11 protein-coding genes are annotated in these 13,351 nt (G+C 58.0%); 2 read left to right on the top strand and 9 right to left on the bottom strand.

Annotated features, from left to right (window positions below; all coding sequences use genetic code 11):
* The first annotated feature begins 199 nt into the window (after nucleotides 1–199).
* A complete protein-coding gene (locus DXX3274_RS06280; protein ID WP_042859101.1) occupies nucleotides 200–1,573 on the top strand; it encodes a glycoside hydrolase family 28 protein in 1,374 nt (457 codons plus the stop codon).
* Between the two features lie 104 nt (nucleotides 1,574–1,677).
* On the opposite strand, the gene ybaK is transcribed toward DXX3274_RS06280, so the two are convergent.
* The 3 genes from ybaK to copA all read right to left on the bottom strand — a co-directional run bounded on the left by ybaK (nucleotide 1,678) and on the right by copA (nucleotide 6,045).
* Nucleotides 1,678–2,157 carry a Cys-tRNA(Pro)/Cys-tRNA(Cys) deacylase YbaK gene (gene ybaK / locus DXX3274_RS06285; RefSeq protein ID WP_038661135.1) on the bottom strand — a complete coding sequence of 160 codons (480 nt, stop codon included), beginning with the start codon at nucleotides 2,155–2,157 and terminating at the stop codon, nucleotides 1,678–1,680.
* Nucleotides 2,158–2,174: 17 nt separating this feature from the next.
* A complete protein-coding gene (locus DXX3274_RS06290) occupies nucleotides 2,175–2,987 on the bottom strand; it encodes a TraB/GumN family protein (RefSeq protein WP_038661133.1) in 813 nt (270 codons plus the stop codon).
* A gap of 223 nt (nucleotides 2,988–3,210) precedes the next feature.
* The gene (gene copA, locus DXX3274_RS06295) at nucleotides 3,211–6,045 is read right to left on the bottom strand and encodes a copper-exporting P-type ATPase CopA (RefSeq protein ID WP_042859102.1); all 2,835 of its coding nucleotides are present in this window, start codon (nucleotides 6,043–6,045) and stop codon (nucleotides 3,211–3,213) included.
* Between the two features lie 123 nt (nucleotides 6,046–6,168).
* Here copA and cueR point away from each other — a divergent pair, with 123 nt between their 5' ends.
* Nucleotides 6,169–6,591: a Cu(I)-responsive transcriptional regulator gene (cueR, locus tag DXX3274_RS06300; protein ID WP_038661126.1), complete on the top strand. Its 423-nt coding sequence runs from the start codon at nucleotides 6,169–6,171 to the stop codon at nucleotides 6,589–6,591.
* Between the two features lie 70 nt (nucleotides 6,592–6,661).
* Here the strand turns inward: cueR and DXX3274_RS06305 are convergent, their stop codons facing one another.
* The 6 genes from DXX3274_RS06305 to ubiG all read right to left on the bottom strand — a co-directional run bounded on the left by DXX3274_RS06305 (nucleotide 6,662) and on the right by ubiG (nucleotide 13,331).
* Nucleotides 6,662–7,114 carry an NfeD family protein gene (locus tag DXX3274_RS06305; RefSeq protein WP_042859103.1) on the bottom strand — a complete coding sequence of 151 codons (453 nt, stop codon included), beginning with the start codon at nucleotides 7,112–7,114 and terminating at the stop codon, nucleotides 6,662–6,664.
* A 2-nt stretch (nucleotides 7,115–7,116) separates the two neighbouring features.
* Nucleotides 7,117–8,031 carry an SPFH domain-containing protein gene (locus DXX3274_RS06310; RefSeq protein ID WP_042859104.1) on the bottom strand — a complete coding sequence of 305 codons (915 nt, stop codon included), beginning with the start codon at nucleotides 8,029–8,031 and terminating at the stop codon, nucleotides 7,117–7,119.
* A gap of 134 nt (nucleotides 8,032–8,165) precedes the next feature.
* Entirely contained in the window at nucleotides 8,166–8,426 is a 261-nt protein-coding gene (gene yfaE, locus DXX3274_RS06315; RefSeq protein ID WP_042859105.1) for a class I ribonucleotide reductase maintenance protein YfaE, read from the bottom strand.
* 5 nt (nucleotides 8,427–8,431) lie between these two features.
* A complete protein-coding gene (gene nrdB / locus DXX3274_RS06320; protein ID WP_038661112.1) occupies nucleotides 8,432–9,562 on the bottom strand; it encodes a class Ia ribonucleoside-diphosphate reductase subunit beta in 1,131 nt (376 codons plus the stop codon).
* 177 nt (nucleotides 9,563–9,739) lie between these two features.
* Nucleotides 9,740–12,028 (bottom strand): class 1a ribonucleoside-diphosphate reductase subunit alpha, encoded by a 2,289-nt coding sequence (nrdA, locus tag DXX3274_RS06325; protein ID WP_042859106.1) that lies wholly within the window; start codon nucleotides 12,026–12,028, stop codon nucleotides 9,740–9,742.
* A 541-nt stretch (nucleotides 12,029–12,569) separates the two neighbouring features.
* The gene (gene ubiG / locus DXX3274_RS06330; RefSeq protein WP_071603920.1) at nucleotides 12,570–13,331 is read right to left on the bottom strand and encodes a bifunctional 2-polyprenyl-6-hydroxyphenol methylase/3-demethylubiquinol 3-O-methyltransferase UbiG; all 762 of its coding nucleotides are present in this window, start codon (nucleotides 13,329–13,331) and stop codon (nucleotides 12,570–12,572) included.
* Nucleotides 13,332–13,351: the final 20 nt, after the last annotated feature.

Genomic DNA, 13,351 nt, shown 5'->3' on the forward strand with positions numbered 1-13,351 from the left:
CCTGCATACGTGACGTTCTCAATCTGATTCAGCCCCGTTTTTACGCAGTTGTTCAATTCCCCGATAATTTGCCAATAAAATTAGGCAGATCCCCAAAACCTTGTTTCGCAAACCGAATCGTGATCGCCACAACCGTTTTGGGAAGCGGGCGATGATACATTCCCTATAAATGAAACGTTGTTTTACTTATGGGGTAATTATGCATAAAGGTGTGGCGTTTTCGTTGCTGGCGTCCTGCGCACTGGCAAGCGTGGCGGCTCAAGCGGCTGAAAAGGTAGCGTTTCCGGATCGGGTATGTAACGTGACCCGCTATGGTGCCGAGGGGCATCGCTTGCAGATTGCGCTGAATACGGAATCCTTTCAGAAAGCGATTGATGAATGCGCCGCCGCCGGCGGCGGCACCGTGCTGGTGCCGGCGGGCAACTATCTGGTAGAACCGCTGTTCCTGAAAAGCAATGTCCGCCTGCATCTGGAAAAGAATGCCACGCTGGTGGCATCGACCGGAGAAAATGCCTACCGCGCCACCGATAGTACCCGCTATGCCGAAGCGGAAAATGGCTGGCTGCCGTTTATCAGCATTGCCGATGCGCAGAACGTCGCCATTACCGGCGAAGGCACTATTGATGGGCAAGGCGCGGTGTGGTGGGAGCGCTGGCGCGCGGCGATTCGCGCCACCGGCAAGAAAGGCGGTACCGACCGCCCACGACTGATTTACGTGACCCGTTCCAGTCAGGTGCTGATTGACGGCGTGACCCTGACCAACTCTCCCAGCTTCCATGTGGTGATGCGCTATGCCCATGATATCACGGTGAACGGCACCAACATTATTGCGCCCTGGCACGCGCCCAACACGGACGCCATTGACCCGATCGATAGCCAGAATATCCGCATCACCAACAACGTCATCGACTGCAACGATGACCATATCGCCATCAAGGCGGAAAAACCGGACAGCCGTTTCCCGAATGGCGTGGTAGATAATATTTATATTGCCAACAACGTGTTAAAGCAGGGGCGCGGCATTTCTATCGGCAGCGAAACCTCCGGCGGCATCAACAATGTGCTGGTGGAAAATAACCGCTTTGAAGGTTCGATGTACGGCATTCGCATCAAGTCGCTGCGCGGCAAAGGCGGTGAGGTGAAAAACGTCACCTATCGTCATACCCGGATGGTGGATGTCGAAGTCCCTCTGGTGTTCTCCGGTTACTATCAGGCGGCGCCCATCGTACAGGCCGAGGTGGATAAATTGCTGCAGGCGGGCGGGTTTACGCTGGGCGAACAGATTTATCCGCCGGATACCGAGCCGGCCCAGCCGTTCGACAAGGTGAAAACGCCGCATTTCAGCCAGGTCACTATCGTCGATCTGGAATCAACCGGCCGCAGCAAGGCCGCCGGGTACATTATCGGCGTACCGGAAGCGCCGTTAAGCGGTTTCCATTTTGAACAGGTGAGGATTGACGCTGAAAAAGGGCTGCGGGTGCGCAACGCGGAACTGGCTACCAAGGGGTTAACCCTGAATGTAAAACAAGGGGATGCGCTGCTGCTGGATAAAGGGGCAAACGTCACCCGGTAACGCGCCGGGAAGCGATCGCACCTCCCTGGGAATGACGGTTATGAAGCGGCGGCAGAGGGCAACACTGGCCGTGGAACCCTCTGCCGCCGTCTTCATTTTTACCGTCAATCACGCTTGGCGATATCGGCAAACTGCGCTTTTAGCAACCGGGCCAGGTCGGCGGCCGCCAGTTCGAGGTCCAATCCCCGCTTGCCGCCGGAGATAAAAATAGTGCCGAATTGCTGCGCCCCGTCGTCGATCACGGTGGGCAGCAGTTTCTTCTGCCCCAGCGGGCTGATGCCGCCCACCAGATAGCCCGTTACTCGCTGGGCGATTTGCGGATCCGCCATATCGGCTTTTTTGGCGGCCAGCGCCTTGGCCACTTTTTTCAGATCCAACTGACTGGCGACCGGGGTGACCGCCACCGCCAGCTGTTTGGCATCGCCGTTGAGCGACACCAGCAGGGTTTTGTAAACCTGCTGTTTATCCAGCCCCAGTTTGCGGGCGGCTTCTTCGCCGAAGTTGGTTTCATCAGCGTCGTGATGGTAGCTGTGAAGCGTAAAAGCGACTTTCTGCTTCTCAAGCAGTTTTACTGCGGGCGTCATAATGTACTGTCCTTGCTTCAAAAGGTAGCCGTGTAGGCTTGTAACAAGTCGGGCAGGTTGTTTTCACCGTATAAATGCAGTGCGCCGACAGACACCACATAATTCCCCTGCGGCAGCGCGGCCAGTTGCTGTTGCCAGCGCTGATTCCGGTGATTCATCAGCATTTCCGTTATCTCGTTGCTGAAGGTGGGCGGCACGTTATCCGCCCAGGTCGGTTTATGGCTGAGCCACCAACTGACCATCGTTTGTAACAGACGCGCGTTGGTATGCCAGTGGGTCAGGGTGTCTTCCAGCAACGGCAGGCCGCCTTGCGGCAGTTGCAGCAGCATGTCGATTTGCGCCTGCTGGCCTTCCAGTTCGATGATATTCACCCCCTTGTCCCGGGCGGCGTTAATCAGCTGGTAATCAATGCCGTAATCCGGACGCAGGCCCAGCATCATGGCCTGACGCGCCTGTAACATCAGCGCCGCCTGCCAGGCTGGTACCCGGTCGAGGCTGTCGTAGTTGAACGACAATTCACGGCATAACCGTTGCAAACGCTGCAGCGTGGCGCTATCCAGGCGCTCCGCCAGCGGCGGTTCGGCGCCCACCGGGTCAAACGGCGAATCGCCGCCGGAAATGTCGGCCTCTACGATCAGCGCCGTCGCCTGCTCCAGCCGTGCCAGCAATTCAGACGGCAGGGGAAACATATCCACCGTGCCCATGTGAATACTGCCCACCAAATGGAACTGGCGTTGGTTGACGATCTCGACGTCTAACGCGGGGTAACGGTAACCCGCGGGCGAGAGAAGGCCGAGGAACGTTGCAATCTGGCGTATCAGCCGTTTCATATCGACGTCTCCGGTAGTGGCGACTCAGGACGTTATCCTGCAATCAGGCGTCGCGCTATTGCAGGACGTGCGCTTTCGCGTCGTCAGATCCCTATGCTAAACGGTTCAGCCGGCAAGTTGTATCGCTAATTCGGAATGTGTTGGCGGCGCGCTACGGGACGTATACGGTGGAAAGCGGCGCGATGCTCAGGAGAGAACACCGCGCCGTGGCCGAAAGCCGGACTCAGTCGTGTCTGGCTGGTGCGTCGGCAGGAGTGAAACGCAGCAGCCGGTTGGCGTTGCTCACCACGGTAATGGATGAGAGCGCCATGGCCGCTCCCGCCACCACCGGGCTTAGCAGGGTTCCGGTCAACGGGTAGAGCACGCCAGCGGCAATCGGAATACCGAGCGTGTTGTAGACAAAGGCCCCCAGCAGGTTCTGCTTCATGTTGCCCAACGTGGCCCGGGAAAGCGCCAGCGCATCGGCGACGCCGTGCAAACTGTGGCGCATCAGCGTCATGGCGGCGGTTTCCACCGCGATATCGCTGCCGCCGCCCATAGCGATTCCCACATCGGCCTGTGCCAGCGCCGGTGCGTCGTTGATGCCGTCGCCGATCATGGCGACCCGTTTTCCCAGCGATTGCAGATGGCGAATGGCATCCGCTTTGCCGTCCGGCAGTACCCCGGCGATGACCTGGTCGATGCCGGCTTCGAGGGCGATGGCCTGAGCCGTCGCCGGATTATCGCCGGTCAGCATCACCAACTGGTAGCCCTGGCGATGCAGCCGTTGTAATGCGCTGACGCTGTCCTGACGCAGGGTGTCCTGCACTGAAAACAGCGCCGCCACCTGACCGTTCGCCACCAACAGTACCGGCGTCATGCCGAGCGCCGACTGTTTCTCCAACCAGTCGCGCGGCGAGTTCTCGCCGTTAGCCAGCGGAATCTGGCTCTGCGCCAGCAGGGCCGGATTGCCGAGCAACAGCGACGCACCGTCGACTTGACCGCTGACGCCCAGACCGGGCAGGGTGCGGAATTGCGTGACGTCGCCCAGTTCTACGCCATCAGCCCGCAGAACAATCGCCTGCGCCAGCGGGTGGTTGGCCCCCTGTTCCAGCGACGCGGCCCAGCGCAGCGCCTGCGATTCGCTGATATCGCCAAAGGTATGGATCGCCACCACGCGCGGTTTGCCTTCCGTCAGCGTTCCGGTTTTATCGAACACCAGCACGTCAAGCTGGCTGGCCTGCTGCAGCGCATCGGCGTCCCGCACCAGTACGCCCAGTTCCGCGGCCCGCCCGACGCCGGAGATAATCGACATCGGCGTCGCCAGCCCCAGCGCACAAGGGCAGGCGATGATCAGCACCGTGGTGACAATCACCAGCGTGTACACGATATGGGGCGCCGGGCCGACAACGTACCAGACGGCGCCGCTCAGCAGCGCTATCGCCACCACGACCGGTACAAAGACGGCGGAAATCCGGTCGGCCAACTGACCTATCGCCGGTTTGCTGCTCTGCGCCTGACGCACCAGATGAATGATGCGCGCCAGCGTGGTCTGGTTGCCGATAGCACCTGCGCGCAACGTGGCGCTGCCGTCCTGCACCTGGGTTCCGGCGTGCACCTTGTCGCCGGCCGCTTTCTGTTGCGGGATCGGCTCGCCGGTGAGCATGGCTTCGTCAATCCACAGTTCCCCTTGTTCAAGCAGACCGTCCACCGGAATACGGTCGCCGGTGGTCAGGCGCAGCGTCATACCGGTTTGTACCTCCGCCAGTGGGATGACGCGGTCGCCTTGCGGTGTTACCAGCCGCGCGGTCGGCGGCGTTAAATCCAGCAAACGTTCCAGCGCCTGAGAGGAGCGCTGACGAGCGCGTTGTTCCAGAGCGTGGCCGAGATTGATCAGGCCGATAATCATGGCGCTGGCTTCGTAATAAAGATGGCGCGCTTCCATCGGGAACCACGCCGGCCACAGGTTGACGGTAATGGAGTAAAGCCAGGCTGCGCCGGTGCCGAGCGCCACCAGCGTATCCATAGTCGCGCTGCCGTTCATCAGGCTACGCCAGGCATTGCGATAGAAATGCCCGCCGGCGGCAATCATGACCGCCAGCGTCAGCCCGCCGACCAGCAGCCACCCGGAGCGGTTGTCGTCGGTAAGCATCATGTTATCGCCGATCATGCCCCAGACCATCAGCGGGATACCGAGCGCCAGCCCCAGTGCGGCCTGCCAGCGAAAACGCCGGATGGCCTGACGAGACGTTTGCTCTTGCCGGGCGCGCCGCTCGGCTTCATCAAGAATGATTTCCGCGCCGTAGCCCGCATTCTGTACGGCATCGATCAGCGCCTGATGCGACGTGTTGCCGCTGACCAGCGCGCTGCGCTCGGCCAGATTGACGCGCGCCTGCGTAACGCCGGGGACGCTTTGCAGCGCCTGCTGCACCCGGCTGACGCAACTGGCGCAGCTCATGCCGCTCAACAACAGCTGGACGCTATCGTTATCATGAATACTGTCGTTGTCATGAATGCTGTCGTTAGCATGAATATTGCCGTCGTTATGAACACGGTTGCCATCATGGGCGACAGTGTCATCAAGAACGGTGTTTGCCGGAACCGAGTCGAAAGCCGCTGACAGCCTGTCCGGCGAGGAGGCGTGAGGTGTCAGCGGCTCAGATTTTGGGAGGCGGTTCTCCTGCGCCAGCGTTGCATGAAAACCGGCTTGTTCGATCGCCTGCACCAGCGCCTGCGGTTCAACATCGCCATAAACCGCCGCCTGTTGCAGGGTAACGTCCGTCGCCGCTACGCCCGGCACCGCTTCCAGCGCTTTGCGGGTTGACGCGACGCAATGCTGACAGTTGAGACCGGAGAGCTGCAAGGTGACATTTGGCACGGTAGCCGGGCTGGCTTCGTAGCCCGCGGCTTCGATTGTCGCTACCAGCGACTGGCTATCGGCTTCACCAGTGACGTTGGCGTATTTCAGCGATACATCGGCCTGTTCCACGTCCGGGCGGGATTCCAGGGCTTTTTTTACTCTTCCGACACAGTGTTCGCAGGATAGTCCCTGCAATGAAAGTAGTATGGTTTGCGACATAATAATATTCCTCAGTGATCACAGCCGAACGTCAAAGACATTGACCGCAAGCGTGATTTTGATTAGTTCTAAGCACTACCTGAAGCGTAAACCTTCCAGCAAGGGAAGGGTCAAGGGGGAATCATGAATATCAGCGATGTGGCGAAAAAAACCGGGCTGACCAGCAAGACCATCCGTTTCTATGAAGAAAAGGGGCTGATGACGGCGCCACTGCGATGTGAAAATGGTTACCGCAGTTATGATCTCCACCATATTGAGGAACTGACCTTGTTGCGTCAGGCGCGTCAGGTGGGGTTCACGCTGGAGGAGTGCCGCGAACTGGTGACGTTGTTCAATGATCCACTGCGGCACAGCGCCGACGTTAAGGCGCGCACATTGCAGAAAGTGGACGATATCGAACAGCAGATCGAAGAACTCAAGGCGATGCGTCAGCGTTTGCTGACGCTGGCGGAGTCTTGCCCCGGCGACAGCAGCGCCGAATGCCCGATCATTACTCAACTGGCGGGCTGCTGCCATGCATCGTCAGGAGAACATGGCAAGCATTAGCAGTCATTAGCGGTCATGTCATCGGATAGCGGCAACGTCGCCGTCTCGATGGAATGCGCTTTGCAGCGTGTCAGCTACGCGGTTTCACTCGCAGCGTAATGCCTTCCACGGCGATAATCTCCACTACGGTACCGGCGGGCAAATCCTGTTCCGCCTGTACCCGCCAACTGCTGTCGCCGATGTTTACCCGACCAAAGCCGTTAACCAGCGGTTCGGTCAGCGTAGTATGCAGGCCAATCAGTTGTTGGCCGCGTTGGTTGAGCACCGGAGGCGGTTGCTTTTCGATGCGCCGACGTAGCCATTGCCACCACAGCAGCGCCGCCGCCACCGTCAGCACGGCGAAGGCGATGCATTGCCATGTCCAGTCCAGCGGCAGCAACCAGGCGAGAATCCCGGTAAGCAGCGCGGCGATGCCGCTCCATAAGAGATAACCACCGGCGCCCAGCATTTCAGCCGCCAGTAGCAGCCCACCGAGCGACAGCCAGAACCAGTGGGCGTTTTCCAGCACCAGCAGCACCATCATGATTACTTTCTCCGGTCCGCCTGGCTTTCTTTAATTAGTTCGCTGATGCCGCCGATGGTGCCCATCAGGTTGCTGGCGTCCAGCGGCATCATGATGACTTTGCTGTTGCTGGCGCTGCCAATGGTTTGCAGCGCGTCGGTGTATTTCTGCGCTACAAAGTAGTTGATAGCCTGAATGTTGCCGGCGGCAATCGCTTCAGACACCATCTGGGTGGCGCGGGCTTCGGCCTCGGCGGCGCGCTCGCGGGCTTCCGCTTCAAGGAAAGCGGATTGCCGTTCCCCTTCGGCCTTGAGAATCTGCGCCTGTTTTTCCCCTTCGGCTTTCAGAATGGCCGCCTGCCTGACCCCTTCCGCTTCCAGAATATCCGCACGCTTGGTACGTTCCGCTTTCATCTGGGCGTTCATTGAGGCGATCAGTTCGGCGGGCGGGCGCACGTCGCGGATTTCGATACGGGTAACCTTGATGCCCCACGGGCTGGTGGCTTCATCCACGATATGCAGCAGCCGGGTGTTGATGCTGTCGCGTTGGGACAGCATTTCGTCCAGTTCCATCGAACCGAGTACGGTGCGAATGTTGGTCATGGTCAGGTTGATGATGGCCAGTTCGAGATTACTCACCTCATAGGCGGCGCGTGGAGCGTCCACCACCTGGATAAAGCAAACCGCATCAATGGTGACGTTGGCGTTGTCCTTGGAGATGATTTCCTGCGAGGGAATTTCCAGCACTTGTTCCATCATGTTGATCTTGCGGCCAATGCGGTCCATGAACGGCACCACCAGATTCAGACCGGGCATCAGCGTGCGGGTGTAACGGCCAAAACGTTCCACCGTCCACTGGTAACCCTGAGGCACGATTTTGATGCCGGACCAGACAATGACCAGCGCGACGACAATCAGAACCGGGATAAATGTCAGCATGTGCTTTGCTCTCCGTGGTTTTTTCCTGTGGAGAGTGTAACGCAGGATGACGTAACCGGCGTAGCAAAGTTGCGGGCGAACAAGGGATTATGCGAGCCCGCACGAAAAGCGGGCTGCAATGGTATGACGTACGGTTACATATCCAGTTCGATGTCGTCCAGCGGCATGCAGCAACAGGGCAGAATTTCGTCCCGTTGCAGGCAGGCCAGCGGCGTTTCCCGGTAGGCGACCTTGCCTTTGGTCAGCCGCAACCGGCAGGCGCCGCAATAACCGGAACGACACTGATATTCGACCGGCACCCGCTGGGATTCGAGCACTTCCAGTAAGGAGGCGTGTTCATCGGAGCAAAGTAACTGCGCCCCGGAGAGGCGCAGCGTCACGGTGGAAGCGGTCATCGTGGTTACAGCTGGAAGTCGCTGAGGTCGTCGGTGTTGATTTCCGAGTCAATCTGGCCGACCAGATAAGAGCTGACTTCCACTTCCTGCGGCGCCACCTGCACGTTGTCCGATACCAGCCAGGCGTTGATCCAGGGAATCGGGTTGGTGCGGGTTTCAAACGGCAGCGGCAGGCCAACCGCCTGCATACGGATATTGGTGATGTACTCCACGTACTGGCACAGGATGTCCTTGTTCAGGCCGATCATCGAGCCGTCGCGGAACAGGTATTCCGCCCACTCTTTTTCCTGCTGAGCGGCCAGTACGAACAGGTCGTAACATGCCTGCTGGCACTCTTCGGCGATTTGCGCCATTTCCGGGTCGTCCTGGCCGGCGCGCATCAGGTTAAGCATGTGCTGGGTGCCGGTGAGGTGCAGCGCTTCATCACGGGCGATCAGCTTGATGATCTTGGCGTTGCCTTCCATCAGCTCGCGTTCGGCGAAGGCGAAGGAACAAGCGAAGCTGACGTAGAAACGGATGGCTTCCAGCGCGTTGACGCTCATCAGGCACAGGTAGAGTTTTTTCTTCAACTCATACACGTTGACGTCCACGGTTTTGCCGTTGACCTGATGGGTGCCTTCTCCCAGCAAATGGTAGTAGCTGGTCAGTTCAATCAGCTCATCGTAGAACCCGGAAATGTCCTTCGCCCGTTTGAGGATTTCCTCATTGGTAACGATATCGTCAAACACGATGGACGGATCGTTGACGATGTTGCGGATAATGTGGGTATAGGAACGGGAGTGGATAGTTTCCGAGAACGCCCAGGTTTCCACCCAGGTTTCCAGCTCCGGGATGGAGATGAGCGGTAGCAACGCCACGTTCGGGCTGCGTCCCTGAATGGAGTCCAGCAGCGTCTGGTATTTCAGGTTGCTGATAAAAATGTGTTTTTCGTGCTCCGGCAGCGCCTGATAGTCGATACGATCGCGGGAGACGTCCACCTCTTCCGGGCGCCAGAAGAACGAAAGCTGTTTTTCGATCAGCTTTTCGAAAATTTCATATTTTTGCTGATCGTAACGCGCCACGTTAACCGGCTGGCCGAAAAACATCGGTTCCAGCAGTTGATCGTTTTTATTCTGTGAAAAAGTGGTATAGGCCATGATTTCTCCAAACAAGCCAACAGCGCGACCCGTTAAGGCGGCGCTGTTAAACTTTTGGCAACCCGAGCGGGTTGCGTCGTCTCTGCGCCAGGCGCTATCGGCAGGGCAGCGGCGACAGGATTAGGAATATCGTCATGCCGGGAAAACCCGCTGTCGCGGATTTTCCCGGCGTCGTACTTAGATCTTGCAGGCGCCGCTTTCGCAGCCGTCATCCTGCGGCGCGGTGTCGAGCAGGTCATCCTGCGCGTCTTCGGCGCCGTCGCGGGTGTTTTGGTAATAGAGCGTTTTCAACCCGAACTTATACGCCGTGAGCAGATCTTTCAGCAACTGGGTCATCGGCACTTTTCCTGACGGGAAGCGCGCCGGATCGTAGTTGGTGTTGGACGAAATCGCCTGATCGACGAATTTCTGCATCAGCCCCACCAGTTGCAGATAACCATCGTTGGACGGCATGTCCCACAGCAGCTCGTAGGCGTCTTTCAGCGTTTCGTACTCCGGCACTACCTGACGCAGGATACCGTCTTTCGACGCTTTGACGCTGATATGACCGCGCGGCGGCTCAATGCCGTTGGTGGCATTGGAAATCTGCGACGAGGTTTCAGACGGCATCAGCGCCGACAGCGTGGAGTTGCGCAGGCCATAGGTCTGGATGTCTTTACGCAGCGCTTCCCAGTCATGATGCAGCGGTTCGTTGCAAATACTGTCCAGATCGCGCTTGTAGCTGTCGATCGGCAAAATGCCCTGCGAATAGGTGGTTTCGTTAAACCACGGGCAGGCGCCCTGTTCGCGCGCCAGCTGGTTCGAGGCTTTCAGCAGGTAGTACTGAATCGCTTCGAAGGTGCGGTGCGTCAGGTTGTTGGCGCTGCCGTCGGAGTAGCGTACGCCGTGTTTCGCCAGATAGTAGGCAAAGTTGATCACGCCGATGCCCAGCGTGCGGCGGCCCATCGCGCCGCGTTTGGCGGCCGGAATCGGGTAGTCCTGATAGTCGAGCAGGGCATCCAGCGCGCGTACCGCCAGCGTCGCCAGTTCTTCCAGTTCGTGCAGCGAACTGATGGCGCCCAGGTTGAAAGCCGACAACGTACAGAGCGCGATTTCGCCGCTGTCATCGTTGACGTCTTCCAGCGGTTTGGTCGGCAGCGCGATTTCCAGGCACAGGTTGGACTGGCGCACCGGAGCGACCAGCGGATCAAACGGGCTGTGCGTGTTGCAGTGGTCGACGTTCTGAATATAGATACGGCCGGTGGAGGCGCGTTCCTGCATCATCAGCGAGAACAGTTCCGCCGCCTTGAGCTGCTTCTTGCGAATGCTGTCGTCCCGCTCGTATTTCACGTACAGGCGCTCGAATTCATCCTGATTGTTGAAGAAGGCATCGTACAGCCCCGGCACATCGGACGGGCTGAACAGCGTGATGTCTTCGCCTTTGACCAGACGCTGGTACATCAGCTTGTTGAGCTGCACGCCGTAGTCGAGGTGACGCACGCGGTTGCCTTCTACGCCGCGGTTGTTTTTCAGCACCAGCAGGCTTTCCACTTCCAGATGCCACAGCGGGTAGAACAGCGTGGCCGCACCGCCGCGCACCCCGCCCTGAGAACAGGATTTCACCGCGGTCTGGAAATGTTTGTAGAACGGAATACAGCCGGTGTGGAACGCTTCGCCGCCGCGGATCGGGCTGCCCAGCGCACGAATACGGCCGGCGTTGATGCCGATGCCGGCACGCTGGGAGACGTATTTCACGATCGCGCTGGAGGTGGCGTTGATGGAATCCAGGCTGTCGCCGCACTCGATCAGCACACAGGAGCTGAACTGGCGGGTCGGGGTGCGCACGCCGGACATGATCGGCGTCGGCAGAGAAATTTTGAACGTCGACACCGCGTCATAGAAGCGTTTTACATAGTCCAGACGGGTTTCGCGCGGGTAGCCGGAGAACAGGCAGGCAGCGACCAGAATATACAGGAACTGGGCGCTTTCGTAGATGTCACCGGTCACGCGGTTTTGTACCAGATATTTCCCTTCCAGCTGTTTTACCGCTGCGTAGGAGAAATTCATGTCACGCCAGTGATCGATGAAAGCGTCCATCTGAGCAAATTCGTCTTCCGTGTAATCTTCCAGCAAATGGCGATCGTATTTTCCCATTTCGACCATTTTCATTACGTGGTCGTACAACTTCGGCGGTTCGAACTGGCCGTAGGCTTTCTTGCGCAGATGGAAGATGGCCAGACGCGCGGCCAGATACTGGTAGTCCGGGCTTTCGCGGGAGATCAGGTCGGCGGCGGCCTTGATGATGGTTTCGTGGATGTCGGCGGTCTTGATGCCGTCGTAGAACTGGATGTGGGAACGTAGTTCTACCTGAGAAACCGAGACATTGTGTAACCCTTCTGCTGCCCAGGTGATTACCCGGTGGATTTTGTCCAGGTTGATGCGTTCTTTACTGCCATCGCGTTTGGTAACAAGTAGACTCTGGTTCATGTGGCGTAGCACCTGTTTTTTTGACACGTATTTTGTTTTGCTTGGCTCACCCGCCTTTTTATTTACAAAAAACGCAAACAAAAAAATAGTGTTTTCTGTCAGAAGTAAACACTATATATAGGGGGTGGGGCGGTTTTTGATAACAAGATAATGTGAAAATTTCCGCATTGCAAGTGAGCAAAACGGCTTCCTCTTGTGGATAACATAGGGAATAAATGTTACAAGCGCGCTAAATCCCAGCCACTGCGCGGCTTCCTTTTTTGTCAACCGCGAGGGGAGAAAAAATAAAAAAATTGATCAACCGCCGGTTTCTTATCCGGTGGCAAAACTATCTGCCTGATCAAAACCGTGTTTCAGACAAGTAATTAAGAATTATCTGAGATTGATATGTCGTCAGGGAACGAATACGGCGTGGTTTATGCCTGAAAACTTATTCTCTGTCGATAAAAAAGCCGGTGGTTTTCTCCACCGGCCGGGGTATTGGGAAACCGGGATGTTCCGGTTTGCGCCTGACAGATTCAGCCAGGGCGTGTGGTGTGAATCATAGACGTGCGGTGTGGATCATATAGTTGACGTTGACATTCGCGCCGAGTCGGAAGCTGTCCAGCAGCGGGTTATAGTGCAGGCCGATCATATGGCGTTCACGCAGCGGCGTCTGATCCACCCAGTTCAGCAGTTCCGCCGGGCGGATGAACTTTTTGATGTCGTGCGTGCCGCGCGGCACCATGTTGGTCAGGTATTCGGCGCCGACAATCAGCATCAGCCAGGCTTTGGCGTTGCGATTAATGGTAGAGAAAAAGACATGGCCGCCGGGTTTGACCAGCCGGGCGCAGGCCAACACCACTGAGCGCGGGTCCGGCACATGTTCCAGCATCTCCATGCAGGTCACCACGTCGTAGGCGCCGGCATGGGCGTCTGCGTGGGCTTCCACCGTCTCCTGTACGTAACTGACCTGAACACCGCTTTCCAGCGCGTGCAGCCGGGCTACCTGTAATGGTTCGCCGCCCATATCCAGCCCGGTGACGCGCGCGCCTTCCCGCGCCATGCTTTCGGCCAGAATGCCGCCGCCGCAGCCGACATCCAGCACCTGTTTGCCGAAAATACCGCCGGCGCGTTCGAGGATGTAATTCAGACGCAGCGGGTTGATGCGGTGCAACGGTTTGAATTCGCCTTCCAGATCCCACCAGCGCGAGGCGACGGCTTCAAATTTGGCGATTTCATCGTGGTCGACGTTCTGGGTCGGTGCGGATGTCTTCAGCGCATCAGGATTAGCGGCGCCAGCATTGGTGGCGTCTGTATTCATGGTGTCTGTGTTCATGGCGT

It is taken from the genome of Dickeya sp. NCPPB 3274 (assembly GCF_000406205.1).
Lineage (GTDB): Bacteria > Pseudomonadota > Gammaproteobacteria > Enterobacterales > Enterobacteriaceae > Dickeya > Dickeya fangzhongdai.

What these genes read in the sequence shown, in the direction of transcription:
- DXX3274_RS06280 (WP_042859101.1), top strand. Translation starts at nt 200, where the DNA reads ATGCATAAAGGTGTGGCGTTTTCGTTGCTGGCGTCCTGCGCACTGGCA.
- ybaK (WP_038661135.1), bottom strand. Translation starts at nt 2,157, where the DNA reads ATGACGCCCGCAGTAAAACTGCTTGAGAAGCAGAAAGTCGCTTTTACG.
- DXX3274_RS06290 (WP_038661133.1), bottom strand. Translation starts at nt 2,987, where the DNA reads ATGAAACGGCTGATACGCCAGATTGCAACGTTCCTCGGCCTTCTCTCG.
- copA (WP_042859102.1), bottom strand. Translation starts at nt 6,045, where the DNA reads ATGTCGCAAACCATACTACTTTCATTGCAGGGACTATCCTGCGAACAC.
- cueR (WP_038661126.1), top strand. Translation starts at nt 6,169, where the DNA reads ATGAATATCAGCGATGTGGCGAAAAAAACCGGGCTGACCAGCAAGACC.
- DXX3274_RS06305 (WP_042859103.1), bottom strand. Translation starts at nt 7,114, where the DNA reads ATGATGGTGCTGCTGGTGCTGGAAAACGCCCACTGGTTCTGGCTGTCG.
- DXX3274_RS06310 (WP_042859104.1), bottom strand. Translation starts at nt 8,031, where the DNA reads ATGCTGACATTTATCCCGGTTCTGATTGTCGTCGCGCTGGTCATTGTC.
- yfaE (WP_042859105.1), bottom strand. Translation starts at nt 8,426, where the DNA reads ATGACCGCTTCCACCGTGACGCTGCGCCTCTCCGGGGCGCAGTTACTT.
- nrdB (WP_038661112.1), bottom strand. Translation starts at nt 9,562, where the DNA reads ATGGCCTATACCACTTTTTCACAGAATAAAAACGATCAACTGCTGGAA.
- nrdA (WP_042859106.1), bottom strand. Translation starts at nt 12,028, where the DNA reads ATGAACCAGAGTCTACTTGTTACCAAACGCGATGGCAGTAAAGAACGC.
- ubiG (WP_071603920.1), bottom strand. Translation starts at nt 13,331, where the DNA reads ATGAATACAGACGCCACCAATGCTGGCGCCGCTAATCCTGATGCGCTG.